We start from the raw sequence: 25183 nt of genomic DNA on the forward strand, positions 1-25183 counted from the left end.
GACATCGGTACGTACCGGGACTGTCCGGTCGTTGTCCTGATCTGTCCCGGCTGTCCGGGGTGTCGTACGGGGACGGTCCGCGTTGGAGGTGGGTGGGTGTGAGCAGCGAGAGCGCGGACGAGCCGGGGTGGGACGTCAGCCCCGAGGACGAGGTCGCCCCGGTCGTCGAGGCGACCGGCCGCCAGATCAGGCTCTGGCGCGAGGCGGCCGGGATGCGGGTGGTCGAGTTCGGACGGGCCATCGGCTACGGGGAGGACCTGGTCCGCAAGGTGGAGCGCGGCGCCCGGATCCCCCGGGCGGACTTCCTGGACCGCGCGGACGACGTCCTGAACGCCGAGGGGCGCCTTCGGGCCTTCAAGGAGGACATGGAGAAGGCTCGGTACCCGAAGAAGGTGCGCGAGCTGAAGATGCTGGAGGAGCGGGCGGTCGAGCTGCTGCTGTACAGCAACCACAACATCCATGGGTTGTTGCAGACGGAGGAGTACGCGCGGGCGCTGTTCGGTACGTGGCGGCCCACTCTGTCTCAGGACGGGTTGGAACGCGCGGTGGCCGCACGTATGGCCAGGCGGACGATTTTCAGCCGGTCACCCGTTCCGGAACTCAGCTTCGTGCAGGAGGAGGTGACCCTGCGCCGACCCGTCGGCGGGAATTTGGTGCATCGCCGTCAGCTCGAACACCTGCGGGAGATGGCAGAGTTGACGCAGGTCGAGTTCCAGGTGATGCCCACCGCACGAGCCGATCATCCTGGCGCGGCCGGACGGATCCAGGTGCTGAAGTTCGGAGACGGCACGGCGGTGGGACGTACCGACGACGAGTTCAACGGACGCCCGGTCTCCGACCCGAGACAGCTCCGGATTCTCGAACTGCGGTACGGCATCATCAGGGCTCAAGCTCTCTCACCGGGGGAGTCGCTGGCCTTCATCGAGCAAGTGCTGGGAGAGACATGACCCACGGGACCTCGGCCGGCGAAGCGTCCGAACTGAAGTGGTTGAAGAGCAGCTACAGCGACAGCAGTAACCCCAGTGACTGCGTCGAAGTAGCCCACACCCCCGCCACCGTCCTCATCCGCGACTCCAAGGAGCCGGGCGGTGCCCAACTGATGGTGGCGCCCGGGGCCTGGGTTGCATTCGTCCGGTTCGCGGCTCGGCGTTGACCGAGGGAGCGGAGATCCACCCGCAGAGCTACGCCCGTACCGTCTTCGCGGCCCTCGGCGGAGTCGTCGAGATCGGCGCGGTGAACCACACCGGCACGTGGGATCTGACGGATGTCTCGGTCGGGGACTTCCTGGCGCCCAGGGGCGAGGCCGTCGCCCGGGTCATGACGGCGGTACGGACGATCGGCCGGTTCGACGACGCCGTCATGGCCGTCGCGGACGAGCTGGGGTACCTGCGCGAGCACCCCGTCGAGGCGCCGTTCATGCTGCTCTGGTCGGCGGGGATCACCTGGGACCCGGAGTCGGCGGAGAACCTCGCGTACCTGGCGGAGCCGCGAGTGGTGCGCCGGATGTGCAGGATGGGCGCGGACCTCCAACTGACCGATCTGGTGGACGCCTTGGCGACCGCCGGAATCGCGGCCGGGGTGGACGCCGAGGAGGGCGGGGGCCTGATCGCGGAGATCGTCCGCGACGCCTGCGAGCTGGTGGACGACACCGGTCGCAGCACCCCGGAGAACGTGTTCCGTATGTGGCGGGTGGCCCGCCTGCCGGACGTCCTGCGCCCGGACTCCGGTGCGCCGGAGTGGGGCAAGGCGGGGTACAGGGCGTACGACGCGGAGCTGGAGCGGTTGCTGGCGCCGAGCTGAGCCCCGCCGGGGCCGGTCACTGCATGTTCTGCACGTGCGGATGGTCGTACGAGGACACGCAGACGTAGATCTGAAGGTTGTAGCTCCGGCCGATGGTGAGCCCGGTGGAGCAGGCCGGGCCGAGGAAGTGCAGGCCGTCGTAGTCGGCGTCCTCCAGGGGGCGCCAGCTCCCGGTGCCGCCGTCCCATTCGGTGCCGTCGACGGTGAGCAGCGGGCGCACGTCCGAGCCGCACTCGGGGCAGGCCATCGGGAACGGGTCGCTGAAGCTCCAGGGGCCGTGGCCGCCGAGCTTGCAGCCGGGGGCGACGCTGAGGTCGTACTGGTAGTCGACGGTCTCGACGTCGTCCTCGTCGTCGGGGTTCTGCTCGTCCTCCCACGCCTCGATCCGGTCCGCCAGCTCCTCGGGCAGCTCGTGCGGGGCCGGGTACTCGGTGACCGTCTCCGGGTGGAGCAGGCAGGGCTCGGGCAGGTAGGTGTCGCTGCCGATCACCGAGGGCGCGGGCGGTGCGGCGAGCGGGTCGGTGACGTCGGCGGAGGCACGCCAGCGCAGCTCCACGGCGGGGAGGTGGTCCTCGTCGTGGTCGAACGGGCACCACAGGACCTGGAGCAGATCGGTGCCGGCCGGGCGGGGCAGCGCGGGGACGTCGGCGGCGTAGACCTGGAGCACGGGTATGAGGGGGATCGGCCCGTCCTGAGGGAGGGGCCGCTCGTCGACCGCGCGGTCGACGATCTCCCGCTCATCGGGGGTGAGCAGGTCCGCGCCCTGCGCCCGGGGCCGGGTCCAGGCGTCGGCGAGGATGCGCCGCCGCTGCCGTACGTCGTCGGGCGCCACACCGCGGTGCGTGGGCGCGTCGTGGTCCGGGCACGTGGGCCACGGCTCGCCGGCCGGCCACAGCAGGGGACCGCCGACCGAACTGTCCCGGGCCGTCGGCGCGCCCGGCCGCGGATGCAGCCGCACGGCGCTGCGGGCCAGCGCCGCGAGTTCGGGAAACGGGACGGTGATGTCGAGGGGCCGTGGGGGAGTGGTCCGAGCCATGGGGAGAGGCTACGGGCCCGACGCCCGCCGCGCCGCGGGTGGATGAACCGCTTCCGGGCTCGGCGCGCCGGCGGTGCAAGGGCCCGGGGACCGATGACGCACGCGTGCCCCGCGCCGCGGTGATCGTCGTGCCGCATGGGTGTTCCCTGTAAGTTCGCTTGTGCGTACGGGTGTTGTTGAGACGGGCGTGACGGGGGTTGCGGCATGGCGGGGAACCGGCCGGGGGACTGGCATGTGCTGGATCTGGACCGGGATCCGACGCCGGGTGATCCGGACCGGGTGCGGAAGCTGTCGAAGGATCTGCATGATTTCGCCGATGACGTGTCGGACGCGTTGCGGCTGATCAAGGGGATGGCGGGCGAGGACGCCGTTCTGGCCTGGGCGGGGAAGTCGGCGGAGGCGTTCCAGGCCGAGTTCTCGGGTGTGCCGAAGCAGTTGAAGAAGCTGAAGAAGTCCTACGAGATGGCGGGGGACGCGCTCGGGGACTACTGGCCGAGGCTGGAGCGGGCGCAGGCGCTGGCGGACAAGGCGCTGGTGAAGGGGCGGGAGGCGCAGGCCGATCTCGCCTCGGCCAAGTCGCGTCTGTCGTCGGCGGATTCGTGGGTGACGCGGGCCGGCAAGGAGGCGGACAAGTACAAGGACGATCCGACCGGCAGCAAGGACGCGGAGAAGCCGGACGAGGCGAAGGTCCGTGCCGCGACCCGGGACGCCCAGCACGCCAAGTCGGCGCAGGCCAGTGCGCGGTCGGACGTGGCGGATGCGAACGGTGCGCTGGACGCGGCGAAGAAGATGGCCGAGGACGCCCGGAAGATGCGGGAGGAGGCGGCGCGGGACGCGAAGTCGAAGATCGGCGAGGCGTCGGACGCGGGGATCCACAACCGGAAGTGGTGGGAGGAGGTCGGGGACTGGTTCTCCGACAACTGGGACACCATCGTCACGGTGTGCAAGGTCGTGGTGGCGGTGCTCGGGGTCATCGCGATGATCATCGGGGGGCCGATCCTCGGCGCGATCGTGCTGGTCGCTGCCCTGGTGGTGCTCGCCGACACGCTCAACAAATACGCGAAGGGGCAGGCGTCCCTGTGGGACGTGGCCTTCGCGGCGCTGGACTGCATACCCGGCATGAAGGGGCTCACCACCCTCGGCGGACTCGCCAAGGGACTCAAGGGCGGCCTCGCGGCGATGAAGGGGCTCAAGGGCGGGCTGAAGGGGATGAGCCTGGCGGCGCGGGGGCTGGGCAAGAACGCCCGTGGCATGCTCGCGGACGGTGCGAAGGGCGCGTACAACCGGCTCAAGAACGCGGTCCGCTCCAAGGGCAGCGACCCCGTGGACATGGCCACCGGGGCCATGTACTTCCCGGAGACCGACGTCAGTCTGCCCGGCAGCCTGCCCCTCGTCTTCACGCGCAGGGCCGCGTCCGATTACCGGACGGGCTGGTGGTTCGGTAGCACCTGGGCCTCCACGGTCGACCAGCGCCTGGAAGTCGACGGAGCCGGCGTCGTACTGGTCACCGAGGACGGATTGCTCCTCAGTTATGCCCATCCCGCAGGGCCGCGGCGACCGGTCCTTCCCGAGGCAGGCCCGCGTTTCCCCCTGACCCGTCTCGGTAATGGCCGCTACCACGTGGATGACCCGCTCACCGGCATCACTCGTGAGTTCGACGTTCCGGTCGACGGCATCGCTCTCCTCAAGCGCATGTCCAACCGCAACGGTGAAACGATCGATTTCGATCACGCTCCCGACGGAACCCCGCTCGCGATCCGGCACTCCGGTGGCTACCGAATCGAGGTCACGGTCACTGACGGTCGGGTCACGGCTCTTCACCTCGCGGGCGCGGGCGAGGACGGTTCGAACCTCCTCCTGCGCTCTTACGGCTACACCGACGGCTGCCTCACCACCGTCGTCAACGCCACGGGCCATCCGATGCGGTTCACCTATGACGAGCGGCACCGCATCACGTCGTGGACCGATCGCAACGGCCGCGGCTACTCGTACGCGTACGACACGGCGGACCGATGCGTAGCGGAAGGAGGGGAGGCAGGGCACCTCAGCCTCAGCCTGGACTACGACGGCGTCGACGCCGCCTGGCCCGATGCCCGGATCACCACCGTCACCACGGCGGAGGGCGCTGTCAGCCGGTTCGTCGTCAACGACAGGTGCCAGGTCGTCGCCGAGATCGATCCGCTCGGCGGCACGACCCGCACGTCATGGGACGAGCACCACCGGCCGACCTCCTGGACGGACGAGCTGGGCCACACCACGACCAGGAGCTACGACGACCTCGGTCGACTCCTCGAGGTCAGGCGCCCGGACGGTGCGTCTGTGCGTCTCGCGTACGACGCCCGGGGCCACCTCGTCACCACCGTCCGCCCGGACGGCCGGGTGCTGCGTCGGGAGTACGACGCCCGCGGCAACTGCGTCACGGTCGTCAAGCCTGGTGGAGCGACGACTCGTTACACCTACGACGACGCCGGACACCTGTCATCGGTGACTGATCCGGCAGGGGGCCTCACCCGGGTGCGGTGCGACCCGGCGGGCCTGGCCGAACACGTCACCGATCCCCTGGGCGGTGTCACGCGCTACGCACACGACGCCTTCGGCCGCGTGGCGACGGTCACGGATCCCTTGAGCCACATGACCTCCATGGAGTGGGGCGCGGAAGGCGAACTGACGCGGCGCACCGACGCGGACGGGCAGACGGAGGTGTGGACGTACGACGCCGAGGGGAACCGGGTCAGCCACACCGATGTCATGGGAGCCGTCACACGCTTCGAGTACGGCCACTTCAATCTGCTCGCGGCACGGACCGGGCCCGACGGCGTCCGCCACACCTTCGCGTACGACCCCTCCCTGCGACTGATCAAGGTGGGCCGCCCTGACGGTCGTCACTGGACGTACGAGTACGACGTCGCGGGGCGACTCGCCTCGGAGACGGATTTCGACGGGCGGTCCAGGCGTTACGGCCGGGATGCCAAGGGCCAGGTCGTCCTGCGCAGGAACGGGCTCGGGCAGACGGTCCGCATCACCAGGGACCCCTTCGGTCGCATGATCGTCAAGGACGTGGACGGTGCGGTGAGCACGTACACCTACGACCTGAACGACCGGCTCTGCGAGGCCGTGGGCCGGGACGCCACGGTGGTCCTCCGGCGAGACCCCGAGGGACGCCTCCTTTCGGAGACCGTCAACGGTCGGACCACCACCTTCACGCACGATGCGGCGGGGCGGTCGCTGAGCCGCACCACCCCCACGGGTGTCACCAGCACGAAGACGTACGACGGCCGTGGCGAGGTCGCCCAGGTTCGTACCGCGGGACGCACGCTCGACTTCCGCTACGACGACGCACGGCGACTGCTTTCCGTCGGCGTGGACGACGCTCTGTCGCTGAGCCGCGGGTACGACCGACTCGGCAGAGTCACGACGCAGGCCGTTGCCACCGGCGACGGGCGCACCGTGAGCGACCGCTCCTACCACTACCGCGCCGACGGGCATCTGATCGGCATCGACGGCCTGGACGGGGAGAGCCGGGGCTTCGAGCTGGATGCCGCAGGCCGTACCACCGCCGTACGGGCGGAAGACTGGCTGGAGTCCTACGCGTACGACGAGACCGGAGCGCAGACGGATGCCGCCTGGCCGAGTCGGCACCCCGGCCAGGCGGCGGTGGGCCCTCGCGCCCACGGGGGCGGCCGGATCGTCGGGGCGGGAGCCACCCGTTATCGGTACGACGAGCAAGGGCGGTTGATCCGTCGGCACCGCACGCGCCTCTCACGCAAGCCGGAGGCCTGGGCCTACACATGGGACGCGGAAGATCGGCTCACCTCCGTGCACACCCCCGACGGGACGTGCTGGCGATACCGCTACGACCCGATGGGACGCCGCATCGCCAAGCAGCGTTTGGCCGTCGGGGGAACCACCGTGGTGGAGGAGACCCGTTTCACCTGGGACGGAGCCACTCTCTGCGAGCAGGTCACGACCGACGCCGAAGGCACTCGGCCCGTGGCCCTGTCCTGGGAGTACGACGGGCTGCGCCCCATCGCCCAGACCGAACGCATCCTCACCGCCTCGCACGAGGAGATCGACTCACGGTTCTTCGCCGTCGTCGCCGATCTGGCGGGTGCGCCCACCGAACTCGTCGGTGAGGACGGCAGCGTCGCCTGGCGGGCGCGGAGCACGCTGTGGGGGGTCACCGCCTGGAAGAGCGGAGGCCGCGCCTATACGCCGCTTCGGTCCCCTGGGCAGTACTACGACCCTGAGACCGGTCTGCACTACAACGTGCACCGCTACTACGACCCGGAGACGGCGGGCTACGTCAGCCCCGATCCGCTCGGTCTGGGGCCCGCTCCGCATCCCTTCCTCTACGTCCTCGATCCACTTCTCATGGCCGACCCGCTCGGGCTCTACGAGATCGGCAAGCCGGACCCCGCGAGCCAGGCAGGGAATCTGCCGATGCTCGCCGACAAGATCGCGGCGCACGGAGACATCAAGAACAGAGGGATTCCGGGCGTCGACGACCTGGACGTGCCGGAGCACTTGGAGGATCTGATGACCAACTCCCCAGGTATCCGTATGCGAAGCACCACGTCGGGCAATCCTCGTTTCGCCTGGTGGGACGATGCGACGGGAACGATGCTGATCCGGGAAGGGGACAACGGGACCTTCATGCAGCCCGATGACGGCTATGAGTACTTCCTGAAGCAACTGAAGGAGTGATTGCGTTGACGCGGGCAGAGGGGCCCACCCCGGCGCGACGGGGCAGGAAACGGGAACCACGCGACGTGTTCCGATCCGCGCCGGACACGAGGTCCGTGTGGGCGGGATTGCCGGCAGAGGTCCTGGAAGCCGTCGCCCGGTGCGACACGGAGCGTCTCGAGGTGGAGCGGTCCCGGGTCGCGCCGGCGCTGCGGGAGAGGATCACGACTCCCGTCTACTCGGTCGCCGATCGGTTCGCTTCCTGGGAGCGTGTGGTGCGCCGGATGGAGCCCGGTTGGTCGAGCGACGACTTCTATCCCATCAGCGCCTACGAGAACGACCTCGACTCCCGTGACTCGCTCGAGCAGTTGATGCCCGGGCTGCCCGCGGAGGCCCGGGAGGGTGCGCTGGGGCAACTGCTGGCGCAGCTGGACGAACGCTTCGCGGCCGCGAGCGTTCCGGATCCGGAGCGATCCCTGCGCGCCTGGGTACGTCCGACGAAGGAGCGTCCCGAGGCGGAACTCGCGCAGTGGTGGAAGCGCAGGCCACTGCGTGATCCGTGGGATTGATCCGTCGGCGGCCGGGAGGACCACCGCGGGTGCCGGCGAGCGCGGTGTCGTAGGTCGGGGGCCGCAGGCTGGGCATCGCATGCGGTGCGGGGGAGGAGAACGGAATTCGTGGCGGACGACTGGGACTTGATGGACCGGGTGGACGCTGTCGTCCTCGGCATGGGGTACATCGGGGAGAGCCGGGCCGCGGAGGTGGCCCAGACGGTTCCCGAGTCACGCGCCCGCATCCTCGACTGGCTGCGTGTGGCGCGTGACTCCCAGGACCGGCACAGGGAGGTATCGCCACTGGCACGCCGAGTGAGTGGCCGGCCCCGTTGCGCCGGCAGGCGGCGGAAGAACTGGGCATCGACGACGCCGAGATGCCCGGCGGTGCGTAGCCGTAGGCGGAGGGGTGAGGCGGGGTGGGGAGAGCTTGGCGGCCAGGTGGGACTGGGAAAGCGGTGAAGGCGTGTCTCCCTCCCCCGGATCGTCGACGGTGTCGTTCGTGAGGTCGAAGGGTGACGCGCTGTTCGGCAGGCCGAAACGGGTCAATCGGTGGATTTCGCCGGGGCGGTTTCGGTTGTGGTCGAGCCGGGTTTGATCTGCGTCACCTTAGGGGTACGATCCTCGGCTCGATTGGCCAGGGGGGCGTCCGGTATGGCAGACTAACGGGGTTGCTCGGTCGAGTGCCGATGCTGCGCGCCTCCCGTCGGGAGGACTGGAAGCGAGTCCCACAGTACTCGTCGCCCACTCTGCCGCGAGGCAGCGCTGGGGCGGACGTACGGGAATCTTCCGGGAAGTGTCAGCGGGGTGCAGGCCAGGCGCCCGGTGGGTGTTCTCGCCCCCGGTCCCGCGGTTGCTTTCGGGCGGAGCCGCGTCCCTGGTAGGGAAATCCGTGACGGATATCCCTGTCGCCAGGAGCGCGACACACCCGACCGCGTGGGTCGGAGACCAGGACGCGAACCCCCGAGTGCCAGAGCGTTTAAATCGAGACAAAGGACTACTGAGTAGCCATGGCGGGACAGAAGATCCGCATCCGGCTCAAGGCCTACGACCACGAGGTCATCGACTCCTCGGCGAAGAAGATCGTCGAGACGGTGACCCGCACTGGTGCGTCGGTCGCGGGCCCGGTGCCGCTGCCCACTGAGAAGAACGTGTACTGCGTCATCAAGTCGCCGCACAAGTACAAGGACTCTCGCGAGCACTTCGAGATGCGCACCCACAAGCGCCTCATCGACATCCTCGACCCCACGCCCAAGACCGTTGACTCTCTGATGCGACTCGACCTTCCGGCCGGTGTCGACATCGAGATCAAGCTCTAGGGATCGGTGATCTGAGAATGGCTAAGCAGATCAAGGGCATCCTCGGCGAGAAGCTCGGCATGACGCAGGTGTGGGACGAGAACAACCGTGTTGTTCCGGTCACCGTCGTCAAGGCCGGCCCGAACGTCGTGACCCAGGTTCGTACGAACGACGTCGACGGCTACGAGTCCGTCCAGATCGCGTTCGGCGAGATCGACCCGCGCAAGGTGAACAAGCCCCTCAAGGGCCACTTCGCGAAGGCCGACGTCACCCCCCGCCGCCACCTCGTCGAGATCCGTACCGCTGACGCCAGCGAGTACACCCTCGGCCAGGAGATCACCGCTGAGGTGTTCGAGGCCGGCATCAAGGTGGACGTGACCGGCAAGAGCAAGGGCAAGGGCTTCGCCGGTGTCATGAAGCGTCACAACTTCAAGGGCCTCGGCGCCGGACACGGCACCCAGCGCAAGCACCGCTCCCCCGGTTCCATCGGTGGCTGCGCCACCCCGGGCCGTGTGTTCAAGGGCCTCCGCATGGCGGGTCGCATGGGCAACGAGCGGGTCACCACCCAGAACCTGACCGTTCACGCCGTTGACGCGGAGAAGGGCCTGCTCCTCATCAAGGGCGCGGTTCCTGGTCCGAACGGCGGCCTCGTCCTGGTCCGCACCGCGGCCAAGGGGGCCTGAGGACTATGACCACCATTGACATTCTGTCGCCCTCCGGCGACAACGCCGGGACCGTCGAGCTCCCGGCCGAGATCTTCGACGTCGAGAAGATCAGCATTCCGCTGCTTCACCAGGTCGTCGTCGCGCAGCTGGCCGCCGCCCGTCAGGGCACGCACAAGGTCAAGCGTCGTGGCGAGGTCCGCGGTGGTGGTAAGAAGCCTTACCGCCAGAAGGGCACCGGCCGCGCGCGCCAGGGTTCGACCCGTGCGCCGCAGTTCGCCGGCGGTGGCGTCGTCCACGGCCCCACGCCGCGTGACTACTCGCAGCGGACCCCGAAGAAGATGAAGGCCGCGGCCCTGCGCCACGCCCTCACCGACCGGGCCCGCAACGCTCGCATCCACGTCATCACCGGCGTGATCGAGGGCGAGACCCCCTCCACCAAGGCCGCCAAGAGCTTCCTCGGCAAGGTCAGCGAGCGCAAGAACGTGCTCCTGGTCATCGAGCGCTCCGACGAGGCCGCGCTGCTCTCCGCGCGCAACCTGCCCCAGGTCCACATCCTGGAGCCGGGCCAGCTGAACACGTACGACGTTCTCGTCTCGGACGACGTGGTCTTCACCCAGGCCGCTTTCGAGTCCTTCGTGTCTGGCCCCCAGGCCGCTGACACCGAAGGGAGCGAAGCCTGATGGCTACGCGTCACCCGAGCATTGCCTCCAAGGCCGCCAAGGCCAAGAAGGTCGCGCGCATCGCCAAGGCGAAGCGTCACGAGGCCGAGGGCAAGAACACCGTTGAGACCCCGCTGAGCAAGTCCTTCACGGACCCCCGTGACGTGCTCCTCAAGCCGGTCGTCTCGGAGAAGAGCTACGCGCTGCTCGACGAGGGCAAGTACACCTTCGTCGTGGACCCGCGGGCCAACAAGACCCAGATCAAGCAGGCCGTCCAGGCGGTCTTCTCGGTCAAGGTCACCGGGGTCAACACGATCAACCGTCAGGGCAAGCGCAAGCGGACCAAGACGGGCTTCGGCAAGCGTGCTGACAGCAAGCGCGCGATCGTGACCCTCGCTGAGGGCGACCGTATCGACATCTTCGGCCAGGCCTCCTAACGGAGCGCCCTGGTCCGAATATCGGACGAGGACTGAGAAATGGGAATCCGCAAGTACAAGCCGACTACGCCGGGCCGTCGTGGCTCCAGCGTCGCCGACTTCGTCGAGGTCACGCGGTCCACGCCGGAGAAGTCGCTGGTCCGCCCGCTGCACAGCAAGGGCGGCCGTAACAACGCCGGTCGTGTGACCGTTCGCCACCAGGGTGGCGGACACAAGCGCGCCTACCGCGTGATCGACTTCCGTCGTCACGACAAGGACGGCGTGCCGGCGAAGGTCGCGCACATCGAGTACGACCCCAACCGCACCGCGCGCATCGCGCTGCTTCACTACGCGGACGGCGAGAAGCGCTACATCCTCGCCCCCCGCAACCTGTCGCAGGGTGACCGCGTCGAGAACGGTCCCGGGGCCGACATCAAGCCGGGCAATAACCTGGCGCTCCGCAACATCCCGGTCGGTACCACGATCCACGCGATCGAGATCCGTCCCGGTGGCGGTGCCAAGTTCGCTCGCTCCGCGGGTGCCTCGGTGCAGCTGCTCGCGAAGGAGGGCACCATGGCCCACCTCCGCATGCCTTCGGGTGAGATCCGCCTGGTCGACCAGCGCTGCCGCGCCACGGTCGGCGAGGTCGGCAACGCCGAGCAGAGCAACATCAACTGGGGTAAGGCCGGCCGCAAGCGCTGGCTGGGCGTTCGCCCGACCGTCCGCGGTGTGGCGATGAACCCGGTTGACCACCCGCACGGTGGTGGTGAGGGCAAGACCTCCGGTGGTCGTCACCCGGTCTCGCCGTGGGGTCAGAAGGAGGGTCGTACTCGTTCGCCGAAGAAGGCTTCGAACAAGTACATCGTCCGCCGCCGCAAGACGAACAAGAAGCGCTAGGAGCGGGTTTAGATGCCGCGCAGTCTCAAGAAGGGACCCTTCGTCGACGGACACCTCGTAAAGAAGGTGGACGCTCAGAACGAAGCCGGTACCAAGAACGTCATCAAGACCTGGTCCCGTCGCTCGATGATCATCCCGGCCATGCTCGGCCACACGATCGCGGTGCACAACGGCAAGACCCACATTCCGGTGTTTGTCACCGAGTCGATGGTCGGCCACAAGCTCGGCGAGTTCTCGCCGACGCGCACCTTCCGGGGTCACGTCAAGGACGACCGGAAGTCGAAGCGCCGCTAGTAGCGGGGTGGAATGACCATGACAGACACTGGAAGGACAACCATGGAAGCCAGGGCCCAGGCGCGGTACATCCGCGTTACGCCCATGAAGGCCCGCCGCGTGGTGGACCTTATCCGTGGCATGGATGCCACGGAGGCTCAGGCGGTCCTGCGTTTCGCCCCGCAGGCCGCGAGCGTGCCGGTCGGCAAGGTGCTTGACAGCGCCATTGCCAACGCCGCGCACAACTACGACCACACCGACGCCGACAGCCTCTTCATCTCCGAGGCGTACGTCGACGAGGGTCCGACCCTGAAGCGGTTCCGTCCGCGCGCCCAGGGCCGTGCCTACCGGATCCGCAAGCGGACCAGCCACATCACCGTGGTCGTCAGCAGCAAGGAAGGAACCCGGTAATGGGCCAGAAGGTTAACCCGCATGGGTTCCGGCTCGGCATCACCACGGACTTCAAGTCCCGCTGGTACGCCGACAAGCTGTACAAGGACTACGTCAAGGAAGACGTCGCCATCCGTCGGATGATGACGTCCGGCATGGAGCGCGCCGGCATCTCGAAGGTTGAGATCGAGCGCACCCGTGACCGCGTGCGTGTGGACATCCACACCGCCCGTCCCGGCATCGTCATCGGCCGCCGTGGCGCCGAGGCCGACCGCATCCGCGGCGACCTCGAGAAGCTCACGGGCAAGCAGGTCCAGCTGAACATCCTCGAGGTCAAGAACCCCGAGACGGACGCTCAGCTCGTGGCCCAGGCCGTTGCCGAGCAGCTCTCCTCCCGCGTCTCCTTCCGTCGGGCCATGCGCAAGAGCATGCAGTCCGCCATGAAGGCCGGCGCCAAGGGCATCAAGATCCAGTGCGGTGGCCGCCTCGGTGGCGCCGAGATGTCCCGCTCGGAGTTCTACCGCGAGGGCCGTGTGCCCCTGCACACGCTCCGCGCGAACGTGGACTACGGCTTCTTCGAGGCCAAGACGACCTTCGGCCGCATCGGCGTGAAGGTCTGGATCTACAAGGGCGACGTCAAGAACATCGCCGAGGTCCGCGCCGAGAACGCTGCTGCCCGCGCGGGCAACCGCCCGGCCCGTGGCGGCGCTGACCGCCCGGCCGGCCGTGGTGGCCGCGGTGGCGAGCGTGGCGGTCGCGGTCGTAAGCCGCAGCAGGCTCCGGCTGCCGAGGCCCCCAAGGCCGAGGCTCCCGCCGCCGCTCCGGCTGAGAGCACCGGAACGGAGGCCTGACCGACATGCTGATCCCCCGTAGGGTCAAGCACCGCAAGCAGCACCACCCGAAGCGCCGTGGTATGGCCAAGGGCGGTACGACTGTTGCGTTCGGCGAGTACGGCATCCAGGCCCTCACGCCGGCTTACGTGACCAACCGCCAGATCGAGGCGGCCCGTATCGCGATGACCCGCCACATCAAGCGTGGCGGCAAGGTCTGGATCAACATCTACCCGGACCGCCCCCTCACGAAGAAGCCTGCCGAGACCCGCATGGGTTCCGGTAAGGGTTCGCCGGAGTGGTGGATCGCGAACGTGCACCCGGGCCGGGTCATGTTCGAACTGTCCTACCCCAACGAGAAGATCGCCCGTGAGGCCCTCACTCGCGCAGCCCACAAGCTGCCGATGAAGTGCCGGATCGTCAAGCGCGAGGCAGGTGAAGCGTGATGTCGGCCGGTACCAAGGCGTCCGAGCTGCGCGAACTGGGTGACGAGGAGCTTCTCGCGAAGCTCCGCGAAGCCAAGGAAGAGCTGTTCAACCTCCGCTTCCAGGCGGCGACCGGTCAGCTCGAGAACCACGGTCGGCTGAAGGCCGTCCGCAAGGACATCGCGCGGATCTACACCCTGATGCGTGAGCGCGAGCTGGGCATCGAGACGGTGGAGAGCGCCTGATGAGCGAGAGCAACGTGACTGAGCAGAAGACCGAGCGCGGCTTCCGCAAGACCCGTGAGGGTCTGGTCGTCAGCGACAAGATGGACAAGACCGTCGTCGTCGCCGTCGAGGACCGCGTCAAGCACGCGCTGTACGGCAAGGTCATCCGCCGTACGAGCAAGCTCAAGGCCCACGACGAGCAGAACGCCGCCGGCGTCGGCGACCGCGTCCTCCTCATGGAGACCCGGCCGCTGTCTGCGACGAAGCGCTGGCGCATCGTCGAGATCCTCGAGAAGGCCAAGTAATCACCTGAGGGGTTTCCCTCAGGTTCGTTCCGCCAGGCTCGGGGCGGGACCGTCCTAGACGGCCCCGCCCCGGGAACCGGCAGACAATCAGGAGATAGACGTGATCCAGCAGGAGTCGCGACTGCGTGTCGCCGACAACACTGGTGCGAAGGAAATCCTTTGCATCCGTGTGCTCGGTGGCTCCGGTCGCCGCTACGCGGGCATCGGTGACGTCATCGTCGCCACCGTCAAGGACGCGATCCCCGGCGGCAACGTGAAGAAGGGTGACGTCGTCAAGGCCGTCATCGTTCGCACCGTCAAGGAGCGCCGCCGTCCGGACGGCTCGTACATCCGCTTCGACGAGAACGCCGCCGTCATTCTGAAGAACGACGGCGACCCTCGTGGCACCCGTATCTTCGGCCCCGTCGGCCGTGAGCTGCGCGAGAAGAAGTTCATGAAGATCATCTCGCTCGCGCCGGAGGTGCTGTAAGCATGAAGATCAAGAAGGGCGACCTGGTCCAGGTCATCACCGGTAAGGACAAGGGCAAGCAGGGCAAGGTCATCGCGGCCTTCCCCCGCGAGGACCGCGTCCTGGTCGAGGGTGTCAACCGGGTCAAGAAGCACACGAAGGCCGGCCCCACCGCCAAGGGTTCGCAGGCCGGCGGCATCGTCACGACCGAGGCGCCCGTCCACGTCTCCAACGTCCAGCTGGTCGTTGAGAAGGACGGCAACAAGGTCGTCACGCGCGTCGGTTACCGCTTCGACGAAGAGGGCAACAAGATCCGCGTTGCCAAGCGGACGGGTGAGGACATCTGATGGCTACCACCACTCCGCGTCTCAAGACGAAGTACCGCGAGGAGATCGCGGCGAAGCTGCAGGAAGAGTTCTCCTACGAGAACGTCATGCAGACGCCGGGCCTCGTGAAGATCGTGGTCAACATGGGTGTCGGCGACGCCGCCCGTGACTCGAAGCTCATGGACGGTGCCGTCCGTGACCTCACCACGATCACCGGTCAGAAGCCGGCCATCACCAAGGCCCGCAAGTCCATCGCGCAGTTCAAGCTGCGTGAGGGTCAGCCGATCGGTGCCCACGTCACGCTCCGTGGCGACCGCATGTGGGAGTTCCTGGACCGCACCCTGTCGCTCGCGCTCCCGCGCATCCGCGACTTCCGTGGTCTGTCCCCCAAGCAGTTCGACGGCCGCGGCAACTACACCTTCGGTCTCACGGAGCAGGTCATGTTCCACGAGATCGACCAGGACAAGATCGACCGTACCCGGGGCATGGACATCACCGTGGTGACCACGGCGACCAACGACGCTGAGGGCCGCGCCCTTCTCCGTCACCTCGGCTTCCCCTTCAAGGAGGCGTAAGCGAGATGGCGAAGAAGGCTCTGATTGCCAAGGCTGCTCGTAAGCCCAAGTTCGGTGTGCGTGGCTACACGCGCTGCCAGCGCTGCGGTCGTCCGCACTCCGTGTACCGCAAGTTCGGCCTCTGCCGCGTGTGCCTTCGTGAGATGGCTCACCGTGGCGAGCTGCCGGGCGTGACCAAGAGCTCCTGGTAGTCCCCGTAATTCTGGGATTCCAGGGCTCTCGGTAAGTAACGGGCTCTGTCGGGTGCCCAGCTCTCCATGGCTTAGGCTAGGAGGGTTGGGCGCCTGACGCCCACACGACTTACTACGCCGTAGGTCCCCGCACCGCACCCGTCCCGCCCATGAGCGGGGAGAGGGATGGCGCATACAGGAAACCCCGGCGAGAGAGGCCGAAGGCCAATTCATGACCATGACTGATCCGATCGCAGACATGCTTACGCGTCTGCGTAACGCGAACTCGGCGTACCACGACACCGTGGGTATGCCGCACAGCAAGATCAAGTCGCACATCGCGGAGATCCTCCAGCAGGAGGGCTTCATCACGGGCTGGAAGGTCGAGGACGCCGAGGTCGGCAAGAACCTCGTTCTCGAGCTGAAGTTCGGCCCGAACCGTGAGCGCTCCATCGCGGGCATCAAGCGGATCTCCAAGCCCGGTCTCCGGGTTTACGCGAAGTCCACCAACCTGCCCAAGGTACTGGGCGGCCTCGGCGTGGCGATCATCTCCACGTCGCACGGGCTCCTCACCGACAAGCAGGCCGGCAAGAAGGGCGTAGGCGGAGAAGTCCTCGCCTACGTCTGGTAGCGGAAGGGAACGGAGGAAACAGCTATGTCGCGTATTGGCAAGCTCCCCATCACGGTTCCCGCCGGCGTGGACGTCACCATCGACGGCCGTACGGTCGCGGTCAAGGGCCCCAAGGGCACCCTGACCCACACCGTCGTGGCGCCGATCGACATCGCCAAGGGTGAGGACGGCGTTCTGAACGTCACCCGCCCCAACGACGAGCGTCAGAACAAGGCCCTCCACGGCCTGTCCCGCACGCTGGTGGCGAACATGATCACCGGCGTGACCGAGGGTTACGTGAAGAAGCTCGAGATCAGCGGTGTTGGTTACCGCGTCCTGGCGAAGGGCTCCGACCTGGAGTTCTCGCTCGGTTACAGCCACTCGATCACTGTCGAGGCCCCCGAGGGCATCACCTTCAAGGTGGAGACCCCGACCCGTTTCTCGGTCGAGGGCATCGACAAGCAGAAGGTCGGCGAGGTTGCGGCCAACATCCGCAAGCTGCGCAAGCCCGACCCGTACAAGGCCAAGGGCGTCAAGTACGAAGGCGAAGTCATCCGCCGCAAGGTCGGAAAGGCGGGTAAGTAAGCCATGGCATACGGTGTCAAGATTGCTAAGGGCGACGCTTACAAGCGTGCTGCCATCAAGCGTCGTCACATCCGCATCCGTAAGCACATCTCGGGTACGGCTGAGCGTCCGCGTCTGGTCGTGACGCGCTCCAACCGCCACATCGTGGCCCAGGTCATCGACGACGTTAAGGGTCACACCCTCGCGTCGGCGTCGACCCTGGACACCACGATCCGTGGTGGCGAGGGCGACAAGTCCGCGCAGGCCAAGTCGGTCGGCGCCCTGGTCGCCGAGCGCGCCAAGGCCGCCGGTGTCGAGGCTGTCGTATTCGACCGTGGTGGAAACCAGTACGCCGGGCGCATCGCCGCCCTGGCGGACGCCGCCCGCGAAGCCGGGCTCAAGTTCTGAGCCGCTTCCGTAGCTAGCGGAAAGAGAGAGGTAATCCAATGGCTGGACCCCAGCGCCGTGGAAGCGGTGCCGGTGGCGGCGAGCGGCGGGACCGGAAGGGCCGTGACGGCGGCGCTGCTGCCGCCGAGAAGACCGCGTACGTTGAGCGCGTCGTCGCGATCAACCGCGTCGCCAAGGTTGTGAAGGGTGGTCGTCGCTTCAGCTTCACCGCGCTGGTCGTGGTGGGCGATGGTGACGGCACCGTCGGTGTCGGTTACGGCAAGGCCAAGGAGGTGCCGGCCGCGATCGCCAAGGGTGTTGAAGAGGCCAAGAAGCACTTCTTCAAGGTCCCCCGTATCCAGGGCACCATCCCGCACCCGATCACGGGCGAGAAGGCCGCGGGCGTCGTCCTGCTCAAGCCTGCTTCCCCCGGTACCGGTGTTATCGCCGGTGGTCCCGTGCGTGCAGTGCTCGAGTGCGCCGGCGTTCACGACATCCTGTCGAAGTCGCTCGGTTCTTCGAACGCGATCAACATCGTGCACGCGACCGTGGCGGCCCTCAAGGGCCTGCAGCGTCCCGAGGAGATCGCGGCTCGCCGTGGTCTGCCCCTCGAGGACGTCGCCCCCGCGGCTCTTCTCCGTGCGCGTGCCGGGGCTGGTGTCTGATGGCACAGCTCAAGATCACGCAGGTGAAGTCGTACATCGGCAGCAAGCAGAACCACCGTGACACCCTGCGCTCCCTTGGTCTCAAGGGCATCAACACGCAGGTCGTCAAGGAGGACCGCCCCGAGTTCCGCGGCATGGTGCACACCGTCCGCCACCTCGTGACGGTTGAGGAGGTCTGATCATGGCGGAGAACAACCCGCTCAAGATCCACAACCTCCGTCCCGCCCCGGGCGCCAAGACCGCCAAGACCCGTGTCGGTCGTGGTGAGGCGTCGAAGGGTAAGACGGCCGGTCGTGGTACCAAGGGCACGAAGGCCCGCTACCAGGTTCCGGAGCGCTTCGAGGGTGGGCAGATGCCCCTCCACATGCGTCTCCCGAAGCTGAAGGGCTTCAAGAACCCGTTCAAGACCGAGTTCCAGGTCGTGAACCTCGACAAGCTGGCCGCGCTGTACCCGGAGGGTGGCGAGGTCACCGTCGAGGGTCTCGTCGCCAAGGGTGCCGTTCGCAAGAACAGCCTCGTCAAGGTCCTCGGCCAGGGCGAGATCTCCGTGGCGCTGCAGGTGACGGTCGACGCCGTCTCCGGCTCCGCCAAGGAGAAGATCACCGCCGCCGGCGGTACCGTCACCGAGCTCGTCTGAATTCAGCAGGCGTCTCGATGACCTGAACGATCCCGACCGGGGATGCCCCACAAAAGGGGCATCCCCGGTTGGTCGTTCCAAGGGGGGCAGTGTCGCCGGTAAGGTGGCCTGCACTGTTAATTTTCGTCCGGCGTGCCTCACGGGAACTCCGGGCGGTCTTTGACTGTTGGTTAGCTGTCAGTCATCCGTCGAACCTCAAGACCGTCACCCTCTGACGCAGTAGCGCGGGGGTCGCAGGAGGCACCGTGCTCACCGCGTTCGCCCGGGCGTTCAGGACGCCCGACCTGCGCAAGAAGCTCCTCTTCACGCTCGGCATCATCGTGGTCTACCGGGTCGGTACCCACATCCCGATCCCCGGCGTGGACTACAAGAACGTCCAGACGTGCATGGACGTGGCCGACTCGAACCGTGGGCTGTTCAGCCTGATCAACATGTTCAGTGGCGGAGCGCTGCTGCAGATCACGATCTTCGCGCTCGGCATCATGCCGTACATCACGGCGAGCATCATTCTCCAGCTGCTCACCGTGGTGATCCCGCGACTGGAAGCCCTCAAGAAGGAGGGTTCGGCCGGCACGGCGAAGATCACGCAGTACACCCGTTACCTGACGGTCGCGCTCGCCGTCCTGCAGGGCACGGGCCTGGTGGCCACCGCCCGCAGCGGCGCGCTGTTCTCGGGCTGCCCCGTGGCCAACCAGATCGTTCCGGACCAGTCGATCTTCACGACCATCACGATGGTCATCACGATGACCGCCGGTACCTGTGTCGTCATGTGGCTCGGCGAGCTGATCACCGACCGCGGCATCGGCAACGGCATGTCGATCCTGATGTTCATCTCGATCGCCGCGACCTTCCCGAGCGCCCTGTGGACCGTCAAGATCCAGGGCAAGCTGGCCGACGGCTGGATCGAGTTCGGCACGGTCATCGCGGTGGGTCTGGCCATGGTCGCCCTGGTGGTCTTCGTCGAGCAGGCGCAGCGCCGGATTCCGGTCCAGTACGCGAAGCGCATGATCGGTCGCCGTTCCTACGGCGGGACCTCGACCTACATTCCGCTGAAGGTCAACCAGGCAGGTGTGATTCCTGTCATCTTCGCGTCGTCGCTGCTCTACATTCCGAGCCTGATCGCCCAGTTCTCGAAGGGCAACTCCGGGTGGAAGACCTGGGTCACCAACAACCTGACCAAGGGCGATCACCCGATTTACATCACGCTGTACTTCCTTCTGATCGTGTTCTTCGCGTTCTTCTACGTGGCGATCTCGTTCAACCCCGAGGAAGTCGCCGACAACATGAAGAAGTATGGTGGCTTCATCCCGGGCATCCGGGCTGGCCGGCCGACCGCTGAGTACCTCAGCTACGTACTCAACCGGATCACCTGGCCGGGTTCGCTGTATCTGGGGCTGATCGCTCTCGTGCCGACGGTGGCGTTGGTTGGTTTCGGGGCAAACCAGAACTTCCCGTTCGGTGGCACCAGCATCCTCATCATCGTGGGTGTGGGCCTCGAGACGGTGAAGCAGATCGAGAGTCAGCTTCAGCAGCGCAATTACGAAGGGTTCCTCCGCTGATGCGAATCGTCCTCGTCGGGCCGCCCGGTGCCGGGAAGGGAACGCAGGCCGCGTTCCTCGCCAAGAATCTGGCGATCCCGCACATCTCAACGGGCGACCTGTTCCGTGCCAACATCTCTCAGCAGACGGAACTCGGCAAGCTGGCGAAGTCCTACATGGACAAGGGCGAACTGGTACCGGACGAGGTCACCATCGCCATGGCCAAGGACCGCATGGAGCAGCCCGACGCGGAGAACGGCTTCCTGCTCGACGGCTTCCCGCGCAACGTCTCGCAGGCCGAGGCGCTCGACGAGATGCTGAACACCGAGGGCATGAAGCTGGACGCGGTCCTGGACCTCGAGGTCCCCGAGGACGAGGTCGTGAAGCGGATCGCCGGCCGGCGCATCTGCCGCAACGACTCGGCGCACGTCTTCCACGTGTCGTACAAGGCTCCGAAGCAGGAAGGCGTCTGCGACGTCTGCGGCGGCGAGCTGTACCAGCGGGACGACGACTCCGAGGAGACGGTCCGCACGCGGCTGGAGGTCTACCACACGCAGACCGAGCCGATCATCGACTACTACATGGCCCAGGGCCTGGTCGTCACGATCCCGGCGCTCGGCAAGGTGGAAGAGGTCACGGCGCGCTCGATGGAGGCGCTGGCCCGCGAGGACGCCTAGTCCGTGCGCGGTCCGCTCCGCGGTGCGCAGGCACCGTGGAGGGCGTGAAGCAGTACGTCGCATCGGCCGCGGCACCCGCAACCGGGTGCCGCGGCCGACGTGCGAGCCGGGCGGGGCCGAGGCCCTGCCCGGGGCGGGGTCCCCCGACCCCGGGCGGGGTGGGTCGAGTCCCCCGTATCGTTGGAACAGTCCGTAGTTCCGGTCCAGAAAGGCCGCAGCCACCATGGTGCAGATCAAGACCCCCGAGCAGATCGCCAAGATGCGTGAGGCGGGGCTGGTCGTCGCGGCGATCCATGCGGCCACGCGGGAGGCCGCGGTGCCCGGCGCGACCACCCGGGATCTGGACGAGGTCGCGCGCAAGGTCCTCGAGGAGCACGGCGCCAAGTCGAACTTCCTCGGGTACGGCGGTTTCCCCGCGACCATCTGCACCTCGGCCAACGAGGTCGTCGTCCACGGCATCCCGGACGACAAGACCGTCCTGAAGGACGGCGACATCATCTCCATCGACTGCGGCGCGGTCGTGGACGGCTGGCACGGCGACGCCGCGTTCACCGCGTTCGTCGGCTCCGGTCACGCCCCGGAACTGATCGAGCTCTCCCGGGTGACCGAGGAGTCGATGTGGGCGGGCATCGCGGCCATGAAGGTGGGCAACCGCCTGGTCGACATCTCCCGGGCGATCGAGACGTACATCCGCCGCCAGCCCAAGCCGGGCGGCGGCAAGTACGGGATCGTCGAGGACTACGGCGGCCACGGCATCGGCACCGAGATGCACATGGACCCGCACCTGCTGAACTACGTCGAGCGCAAGCGGGGGAAGGGGCCGAAGCTGGTTCCCGGTCTGTGCCTCGCGATCGAGCCGATGGTGTCGCTCGGCACACCGCGGACCGAGGTGCTGGAGGACGACTGGACCGTGGTCACCACGGACGGGACCTGGTCCTCGCACTGGGAGCACTCGGTGGCGCTGACGGCCGAGGGGCCGCTGGTCCTCACGGCTCCCGACGGCGGCCGGGCGAAGCTCGCCGAGTACGGGGTCACGGCGGCCCCCGACCCCCTCGCGGGCTGAAGGAGCGCCGGTCCGGGAGCGGGCCGGGGCCCGTGGCCGTCGGCTCGCGATCGCCGCGGGCCGCCCCCCCCGGGGCCGGAAGAAGCCGCGGCAGATGAGGAACGCAAGATCGTTTAATATCGATCTTGCGTTCGATATCACACCGCGTGTTTTCGTCCGCCCATTCCCCGCCGGCCCCGTAAATCGGCCAGCCCCGCCCCTCGCGCATACCGCGCCGACGGGTGGGGCATCGTCATGAGTGGCGGGGGAGGGCGGCGACGAATTCGTCTTTCCGGGAGCCCTGACGTAGACTGACTCGTCGGCTCTCGTGCACCCGCATGTCTGCATGCGCTCGCACGAAGTCGATCAAGGTAGTCGATTCGAAGGGCGAAGCGTGGCCAAGAAGCAAGGTGCCATCGAGATCGAGGGCACTGTCGTCGAGTCTCTTCCGAACGCCATGTTCAAGGTCGAGCTCCAGAACGGCCACCAGGTCCTGGCACACATCAGCGGCAAGATGCGTATGCACTACATCCGCATCCTCCCTGACGACCGGGTCGTGGTGGAGCTGTCTCCGTACGACCTGACGCGTGGCCGGATCGTCTACCGCTACAAGTAGATCTTGCCTTGCTCCGCGTTCCCGATTCCGGGGCGCGGGGGGTGGCACTGACCCGGAGAACCTCACCTAATGAAGGTCAAGCCGAGCGTCAAGAAGATCTGCGACAAGTGCAGGGTGATCCGCCGTCACGGTCGGGTCATGGTCATCTGCGAGAACCCGCGCCACAAGCAGCGCCAGGGCTGACGCACGACCGCACCTTCTGCACCCGCAGATATTTCGCGCGACGCAAGCAGTACATGTTCATACGCAGGATCCAGGGCTGACTCTCATCAGGCCTGACACCCCCGGTCGGAGGCCGGGGACCCGGTTCGTACCGAATGCTCGATCCATCGGATCAGAGGACGACGGCGGGCGGGATCCGGTTCTGCGGAAGACCTCCGAACGACAACTGGAGCCATTGAATGGCACGCGTTTCCGGTGTTGACATCCCGCGCGAAAAGCGTGTGGAGGTCGCCCTCACCTACGTGTTCGGCATCGGCCGGACCCTTTCCCAGCAGACGCTGGCCGAGACCGGCGTGAACCCGAACACGCGCGTTCGTGACCTCTCCGAGGAGGAGCTGGTCAAGATCCGCGAGTACGTGGACGCCAACATCAAGACCGAGGGTGACCTCCGTCGCGAGATTCAGGCCGACATCCGCCGCAAGGTGGAGATCGGCTGCTACCAGGGTCTGCGCCACCGTCGTGGCCTGCCCGTCCACGGTCAGCGCACCAGCACGAACGCTCGTACCCGCAAGGGCCCGCGTCGCGCCATCGCCGGTAAGAAGAAGCCGGGCAAGAAGTAGTCCTCAGCGGACAACGCTTCATCAGCGGTCTTCGCTGTAGGACCGACCACCTCCCCGTAGGAGAAACAGATGCCCCCCAAGGGTCGTCAGGGCGCTGCCAAGAAGGTGCGCCGCAAGGAAAAGAAGAACGTCGCTCACGGCCACGCGCACATCAAGAGCACGTTCAACAACACGATCGTCTCGATCACGGACCCCTCGGGCAACGTGATCTCCTGGGCCTCCGCCGGCCACGTCGGCTTCAAGGGCTCGCGCAAGTCCACCCCCTTCGCCGCGCAGATGGCCGCCGAGTCGGCCGCCCGCCGCGCGCAGGAGCACGGCATGCGCAAGGTCGACGTCTTCGTCAAGGGTCCCGGCTCCGGCCGTGAGACCGCGATCCGCTCCCTCCAGGCCACCGGCCTCGAGGTCGGCTCGATCCAGGACGTCACCCCCACCCCGCACAACGGCTGCCGTCCGCCGAAGCGCCGCCGCGTCTGACGCACGGCTGCTCGGTCGTCGATCTCGACGGCCTTGTGCTGGTTAGAGGTTTTCGGGCGGTACGGCTCCGTAAAAGGGCCGTACCGCCCGTACCCTTGCTGTACCCGGCCTCCTCGGGGGCTCGGTTCTGTCGGGCGTCAAATAGCGGGCGTCCACGAATGAAGGATCTGATCACCACATGCTGATCGCTCAGCGTCCCTCGTTGACCGAAGAGGTCGTCGACGAATTCCGCTCCCGGTTCGTGATCGAGCCGCTGGAGCCGGGCTTCGGCTACACCCTCGGCAACTCCCTGCGCCGCACCCTCCTCTCGTCGATCCCCGGCGCTGCTGTCACCAGCATCCGCATCGACGGTGTCCTGCACGAGTTCACCACCGTGCCGGGCGTCAAGGAGGACGTCACCGACCTGATCCTCAACATCAAGCAGCTGGTCGTCTCCTCGGAGCACGACGAGCCGGTCGTGATGTACCTGCGCAAGCAGGGCCCGGGTCTGGTCACCGCCGCCGACATCGCGCCCCCGGCCGGTGTCGAGGTCCACAACCCCGACCTCGTCCTCGCCACGCTCAACGGCAAGGGCAAGCTGGAGATGGAGCTGACCGTCGAGCGCGGTCGCGGCTACGTCTCCGCCGTTCAGAACAAGCAGGTCGGTCAGGAGATCGGGCGCATCCCGGTCGACTCGATCTACTCGCCGGTGCTGAAGGTCACGTACAAGGTCGAGGCGACCCGTGTCGAGCAGCGCACCGACTTCGACAAGCTGATCGTCGACGTCGAGACCAAGCAGGCCATGCGTCCCCGTGACGCCATGGCGTCGGCCGGTAAGACCCTGGTCGAGCTGTTCGGTCTGGCCCGCGAGCTCAACATCGACGCCGAGGGCATCGACATGGGCCCGTCCCCCACGGACGCCGCCCTCGCCGCCGACCTCGCGCTGCCGATCGAGGAGCTGGAGCTCACGGTCCGCTCGTACAACTGCCTCAAGCGTGAGGGCATCCATTCCGTGGGTGAGCTCGTCGCCCGCTCCGAGGCCGACCTCCTGGACATCCGCAACTTCGGTGCGAAGTCCATCGACGAGGTCAAGGCGAAGCTGGCCGGCATGGGCCTGGCCCTCAAGGACAGCCCGCCCGGATTCGACCCGACCGCTGCCGCCGACGCCTTCGGCGCCGACGACGACGCGGACGCGGGCTTCGTCGAGACCGAGCAGTACTGATCGCCTCCGGCGGGACAGC

35 protein-coding genes are annotated in these 25183 nt (G+C 67.3%); 34 read left to right on the plus strand and 1 reads right to left on the minus strand.

Annotation, left to right across the window (positions count from 1 at the left end):
• The first annotated feature begins 92 nt into the window (after positions 1-92).
• From CW362_RS10805 to CW362_RS10815, 3 genes are read left to right on the plus strand one after another with little or no spacing between them, the layout of a single operon-like run.
• Positions 93-947, plus strand: a complete 855-nt coding sequence (locus CW362_RS10805; RefSeq protein WP_103549176.1) for a helix-turn-helix domain-containing protein — start codon at positions 93-95, stop codon at positions 945-947.
• Positions 944-1153, plus strand: a complete 210-nt coding sequence (locus tag CW362_RS10810; protein ID WP_103549177.1) for a DUF397 domain-containing protein — start codon at positions 944-946, stop codon at positions 1151-1153. The genes CW362_RS10805 and CW362_RS10810 overlap by 4 nt, the downstream gene beginning before the upstream one ends.
• Positions 1150-1800 (plus strand): hypothetical protein, encoded by a 651-nt coding sequence (locus tag CW362_RS10815; protein WP_103549178.1) that lies wholly within the window; start codon positions 1150-1152, stop codon positions 1798-1800. Before CW362_RS10810 ends, CW362_RS10815 begins: the two co-directional genes overlap by 4 nt.
• Before the next feature lie 16 nt (positions 1801-1816).
• On the opposite strand, the gene CW362_RS10820 is transcribed toward CW362_RS10815, so the two are convergent.
• Positions 1817-2836 (minus strand): hypothetical protein, encoded by a 1020-nt coding sequence (locus tag CW362_RS10820; protein ID WP_103549179.1) that lies wholly within the window; start codon positions 2834-2836, stop codon positions 1817-1819.
• Positions 2837-3040: 204 nt separating this feature from the next.
• On the opposite strand from CW362_RS10820, the gene CW362_RS10825 reads away from it, so the two are divergent.
• The 31 genes from CW362_RS10825 to CW362_RS10985 all read left to right on the plus strand — a co-directional run bounded on the left by CW362_RS10825 (position 3041) and on the right by CW362_RS10985 (position 25164).
• Complete coding sequence (locus tag CW362_RS10825) at positions 3041-7540, plus strand: DUF6531 domain-containing protein (protein ID WP_103549180.1); 4500 nt, start codon at positions 3041-3043, stop codon at positions 7538-7540.
• 107 nt (positions 7541-7647) lie between these two features.
• A complete protein-coding gene (locus tag CW362_RS10830) occupies positions 7648-8088 on the plus strand; it encodes a hypothetical protein (RefSeq protein ID WP_162684040.1) in 441 nt (146 codons plus the stop codon).
• Between the two features lie 992 nt (positions 8089-9080).
• Complete coding sequence (gene rpsJ, locus CW362_RS10840; RefSeq protein ID WP_003948644.1) at positions 9081-9389, plus strand: 30S ribosomal protein S10; 309 nt, start codon at positions 9081-9083, stop codon at positions 9387-9389.
• 17 nt (positions 9390-9406) lie between these two features.
• On the plus strand, positions 9407-10051 hold the full coding sequence (gene rplC / locus CW362_RS10845) for a 50S ribosomal protein L3 (protein ID WP_020135811.1): 645 nt from the start codon (positions 9407-9409) through the stop codon (positions 10049-10051).
• Between the two features lie 5 nt (positions 10052-10056).
• Positions 10057-10713 (plus strand): 50S ribosomal protein L4, encoded by a 657-nt coding sequence (gene rplD / locus CW362_RS10850; RefSeq protein WP_103549183.1) that lies wholly within the window; start codon positions 10057-10059, stop codon positions 10711-10713.
• The gene (gene rplW, locus CW362_RS10855; protein WP_103549184.1) at positions 10713-11129 is read left to right on the plus strand and encodes a 50S ribosomal protein L23; all 417 of its coding nucleotides are present in this window, start codon (positions 10713-10715) and stop codon (positions 11127-11129) included. The genes rplD and rplW overlap by 1 nt, the downstream gene beginning before the upstream one ends.
• Positions 11130-11168: 39 nt before the next feature.
• Complete coding sequence (gene rplB, locus CW362_RS10860; protein WP_020132633.1) at positions 11169-12005, plus strand: 50S ribosomal protein L2; 837 nt, start codon at positions 11169-11171, stop codon at positions 12003-12005.
• Positions 12006-12017: 12 nt separating this feature from the next.
• Positions 12018-12299, plus strand: a complete 282-nt coding sequence (rpsS, locus tag CW362_RS10865; protein ID WP_015035577.1) for a 30S ribosomal protein S19 — start codon at positions 12018-12020, stop codon at positions 12297-12299.
• A 42-nt stretch (positions 12300-12341) separates the two neighbouring features.
• Positions 12342-12689, plus strand: a complete 348-nt coding sequence (gene rplV / locus CW362_RS10870) for a 50S ribosomal protein L22 (RefSeq protein ID WP_003974262.1) — start codon at positions 12342-12344, stop codon at positions 12687-12689.
• Complete coding sequence (rpsC, locus tag CW362_RS10875; protein WP_037747976.1) at positions 12689-13519, plus strand: 30S ribosomal protein S3; 831 nt, start codon at positions 12689-12691, stop codon at positions 13517-13519. Before rplV ends, rpsC begins: the two co-directional genes overlap by 1 nt.
• A gap of 5 nt (positions 13520-13524) precedes the next feature.
• Entirely contained in the window at positions 13525-13944 is a 420-nt protein-coding gene (rplP, locus tag CW362_RS10880) for a 50S ribosomal protein L16 (protein ID WP_007443989.1), read from the plus strand.
• Positions 13944-14168, plus strand: a complete 225-nt coding sequence (rpmC, locus tag CW362_RS10885) for a 50S ribosomal protein L29 (RefSeq protein WP_003998824.1) — start codon at positions 13944-13946, stop codon at positions 14166-14168. The genes rplP and rpmC overlap by 1 nt, the downstream gene beginning before the upstream one ends.
• Entirely contained in the window at positions 14168-14452 is a 285-nt protein-coding gene (rpsQ, locus tag CW362_RS10890; protein WP_103549185.1) for a 30S ribosomal protein S17, read from the plus strand. The genes rpmC and rpsQ overlap by 1 nt, the downstream gene beginning before the upstream one ends.
• Positions 14453-14552: 100 nt before the next feature.
• On the plus strand, positions 14553-14921 hold the full coding sequence (rplN, locus tag CW362_RS10895) for a 50S ribosomal protein L14 (protein ID WP_003998823.1): 369 nt from the start codon (positions 14553-14555) through the stop codon (positions 14919-14921).
• A gap of 2 nt (positions 14922-14923) precedes the next feature.
• Positions 14924-15247, plus strand: coding sequence for a 50S ribosomal protein L24 (gene rplX, locus CW362_RS10900; protein ID WP_037626986.1), 324 nt, complete (start codon positions 14924-14926; stop codon positions 15245-15247).
• Positions 15244-15801, plus strand: coding sequence for a 50S ribosomal protein L5 (rplE, locus tag CW362_RS10905; RefSeq protein WP_103549186.1), 558 nt, complete (start codon positions 15244-15246; stop codon positions 15799-15801). Before rplX ends, rplE begins: the two co-directional genes overlap by 4 nt.
• Before the next feature lie 5 nt (positions 15802-15806).
• A complete protein-coding gene (locus CW362_RS10910; protein WP_003948630.1) occupies positions 15807-15992 on the plus strand; it encodes a type Z 30S ribosomal protein S14 in 186 nt (61 codons plus the stop codon).
• A 211-nt stretch (positions 15993-16203) separates the two neighbouring features.
• On the plus strand, positions 16204-16602 hold the full coding sequence (gene rpsH, locus CW362_RS10920; protein ID WP_010986352.1) for a 30S ribosomal protein S8: 399 nt from the start codon (positions 16204-16206) through the stop codon (positions 16600-16602).
• Between the two features lie 24 nt (positions 16603-16626).
• Positions 16627-17166, plus strand: coding sequence for a 50S ribosomal protein L6 (gene rplF, locus CW362_RS10925; protein WP_103549187.1), 540 nt, complete (start codon positions 16627-16629; stop codon positions 17164-17166).
• Between the two features lie 3 nt (positions 17167-17169).
• Positions 17170-17553, plus strand: a complete 384-nt coding sequence (gene rplR / locus CW362_RS10930) for a 50S ribosomal protein L18 (RefSeq protein ID WP_103549188.1) — start codon at positions 17170-17172, stop codon at positions 17551-17553.
• 38 nt (positions 17554-17591) lie between these two features.
• Positions 17592-18197, plus strand: a complete 606-nt coding sequence (gene rpsE / locus CW362_RS10935) for a 30S ribosomal protein S5 (RefSeq protein WP_103549189.1) — start codon at positions 17592-17594, stop codon at positions 18195-18197.
• Positions 18197-18376 (plus strand): 50S ribosomal protein L30, encoded by a 180-nt coding sequence (gene rpmD, locus CW362_RS10940; protein WP_052580766.1) that lies wholly within the window; start codon positions 18197-18199, stop codon positions 18374-18376. The genes rpsE and rpmD overlap by 1 nt, the downstream gene beginning before the upstream one ends.
• Before the next feature lie 2 nt (positions 18377-18378).
• Positions 18379-18834: a 50S ribosomal protein L15 gene (gene rplO / locus CW362_RS10945; protein ID WP_003974249.1), complete on the plus strand. Its 456-nt coding sequence runs from the start codon at positions 18379-18381 to the stop codon at positions 18832-18834.
• A gap of 245 nt (positions 18835-19079) precedes the next feature.
• A complete protein-coding gene (gene secY / locus CW362_RS10950; protein WP_103549190.1) occupies positions 19080-20393 on the plus strand; it encodes a preprotein translocase subunit SecY in 1314 nt (437 codons plus the stop codon).
• Entirely contained in the window at positions 20393-21049 is a 657-nt protein-coding gene (locus CW362_RS10955) for an adenylate kinase (protein ID WP_103549191.1), read from the plus strand. Before secY ends, CW362_RS10955 begins: the two co-directional genes overlap by 1 nt.
• A gap of 223 nt (positions 21050-21272) precedes the next feature.
• Positions 21273-22112, plus strand: a complete 840-nt coding sequence (gene map / locus CW362_RS10960) for a type I methionyl aminopeptidase (RefSeq protein ID WP_103549192.1) — start codon at positions 21273-21275, stop codon at positions 22110-22112.
• A gap of 373 nt (positions 22113-22485) precedes the next feature.
• A complete protein-coding gene (infA, locus tag CW362_RS10965) occupies positions 22486-22707 on the plus strand; it encodes a translation initiation factor IF-1 (RefSeq protein WP_003948620.1) in 222 nt (73 codons plus the stop codon).
• Between the two features lie 69 nt (positions 22708-22776).
• Positions 22777-22890, plus strand: a complete 114-nt coding sequence (gene rpmJ, locus CW362_RS10970; RefSeq protein WP_003998809.1) for a 50S ribosomal protein L36 — start codon at positions 22777-22779, stop codon at positions 22888-22890.
• A 218-nt stretch (positions 22891-23108) separates the two neighbouring features.
• A complete protein-coding gene (gene rpsM, locus CW362_RS10975) occupies positions 23109-23489 on the plus strand; it encodes a 30S ribosomal protein S13 (protein ID WP_060901485.1) in 381 nt (126 codons plus the stop codon).
• 69 nt (positions 23490-23558) lie between these two features.
• Positions 23559-23963, plus strand: coding sequence for a 30S ribosomal protein S11 (gene rpsK / locus CW362_RS10980; RefSeq protein ID WP_003956432.1), 405 nt, complete (start codon positions 23559-23561; stop codon positions 23961-23963).
• Between the two features lie 178 nt (positions 23964-24141).
• A complete protein-coding gene (locus tag CW362_RS10985; protein WP_003966937.1) occupies positions 24142-25164 on the plus strand; it encodes a DNA-directed RNA polymerase subunit alpha in 1023 nt (340 codons plus the stop codon).
• Positions 25165-25183 lie beyond the last annotated feature (19 nt).

Source organism: Streptomyces populi (genome assembly GCF_002911015.1).
In the GTDB taxonomy this organism is placed as follows: Bacteria; Actinomycetota; Actinomycetes; order Streptomycetales; family Streptomycetaceae; genus Streptomyces; species Streptomyces populi.

Excerpts from the sequence above, each read along its gene's own strand:
- CW362_RS10810 (WP_103549177.1), top strand. The coding sequence starts at position 944 with ATGACCCACGGGACCTCGGCCGGCGAAGCGTCCGAACTGAAGTGGTTG.
- CW362_RS10820 (WP_103549179.1), bottom strand. The coding sequence starts at position 2,836 with ATGGCTCGGACCACTCCCCCACGGCCCCTCGACATCACCGTCCCGTTT.
- CW362_RS10825 (WP_103549180.1), top strand. The coding sequence starts at position 3,041 with ATGGCGGGGAACCGGCCGGGGGACTGGCATGTGCTGGATCTGGACCGG.
- rpsJ (WP_003948644.1), top strand. The coding sequence starts at position 9,081 with ATGGCGGGACAGAAGATCCGCATCCGGCTCAAGGCCTACGACCACGAG.
- rplC (WP_020135811.1), top strand. The coding sequence starts at position 9,407 with ATGGCTAAGCAGATCAAGGGCATCCTCGGCGAGAAGCTCGGCATGACG.
- rplD (WP_103549183.1), top strand. The coding sequence starts at position 10,057 with ATGACCACCATTGACATTCTGTCGCCCTCCGGCGACAACGCCGGGACC.
- rplW (WP_103549184.1), top strand. The coding sequence starts at position 10,713 with ATGGCTACGCGTCACCCGAGCATTGCCTCCAAGGCCGCCAAGGCCAAG.
- rplB (WP_020132633.1), top strand. The coding sequence starts at position 11,169 with ATGGGAATCCGCAAGTACAAGCCGACTACGCCGGGCCGTCGTGGCTCC.
- rpsS (WP_015035577.1), top strand. The coding sequence starts at position 12,018 with ATGCCGCGCAGTCTCAAGAAGGGACCCTTCGTCGACGGACACCTCGTA.
- rplV (WP_003974262.1), top strand. The coding sequence starts at position 12,342 with ATGGAAGCCAGGGCCCAGGCGCGGTACATCCGCGTTACGCCCATGAAG.
- rpsC (WP_037747976.1), top strand. The coding sequence starts at position 12,689 with ATGGGCCAGAAGGTTAACCCGCATGGGTTCCGGCTCGGCATCACCACG.
- rplP (WP_007443989.1), top strand. The coding sequence starts at position 13,525 with ATGCTGATCCCCCGTAGGGTCAAGCACCGCAAGCAGCACCACCCGAAG.
- rpmC (WP_003998824.1), top strand. The coding sequence starts at position 13,944 with ATGTCGGCCGGTACCAAGGCGTCCGAGCTGCGCGAACTGGGTGACGAG.
- rpsQ (WP_103549185.1), top strand. The coding sequence starts at position 14,168 with ATGAGCGAGAGCAACGTGACTGAGCAGAAGACCGAGCGCGGCTTCCGC.
- rplX (WP_037626986.1), top strand. The coding sequence starts at position 14,924 with ATGAAGATCAAGAAGGGCGACCTGGTCCAGGTCATCACCGGTAAGGAC.
- CW362_RS10910 (WP_003948630.1), top strand. The coding sequence starts at position 15,807 with ATGGCGAAGAAGGCTCTGATTGCCAAGGCTGCTCGTAAGCCCAAGTTC.
- rpsH (WP_010986352.1), top strand. The coding sequence starts at position 16,204 with ATGACCATGACTGATCCGATCGCAGACATGCTTACGCGTCTGCGTAAC.
- rplF (WP_103549187.1), top strand. The coding sequence starts at position 16,627 with ATGTCGCGTATTGGCAAGCTCCCCATCACGGTTCCCGCCGGCGTGGAC.
- rplR (WP_103549188.1), top strand. The coding sequence starts at position 17,170 with ATGGCATACGGTGTCAAGATTGCTAAGGGCGACGCTTACAAGCGTGCT.
- rpsE (WP_103549189.1), top strand. The coding sequence starts at position 17,592 with ATGGCTGGACCCCAGCGCCGTGGAAGCGGTGCCGGTGGCGGCGAGCGG.
- rpmD (WP_052580766.1), top strand. The coding sequence starts at position 18,197 with ATGGCACAGCTCAAGATCACGCAGGTGAAGTCGTACATCGGCAGCAAG.
- rplO (WP_003974249.1), top strand. The coding sequence starts at position 18,379 with ATGGCGGAGAACAACCCGCTCAAGATCCACAACCTCCGTCCCGCCCCG.
- CW362_RS10955 (WP_103549191.1), top strand. The coding sequence starts at position 20,393 with ATGCGAATCGTCCTCGTCGGGCCGCCCGGTGCCGGGAAGGGAACGCAG.
- map (WP_103549192.1), top strand. The coding sequence starts at position 21,273 with ATGGTGCAGATCAAGACCCCCGAGCAGATCGCCAAGATGCGTGAGGCG.
- rpmJ (WP_003998809.1), top strand. The coding sequence starts at position 22,777 with ATGAAGGTCAAGCCGAGCGTCAAGAAGATCTGCGACAAGTGCAGGGTG.
- rpsM (WP_060901485.1), top strand. The coding sequence starts at position 23,109 with ATGGCACGCGTTTCCGGTGTTGACATCCCGCGCGAAAAGCGTGTGGAG.
- rpsK (WP_003956432.1), top strand. The coding sequence starts at position 23,559 with ATGCCCCCCAAGGGTCGTCAGGGCGCTGCCAAGAAGGTGCGCCGCAAG.
- CW362_RS10985 (WP_003966937.1), top strand. The coding sequence starts at position 24,142 with ATGCTGATCGCTCAGCGTCCCTCGTTGACCGAAGAGGTCGTCGACGAA.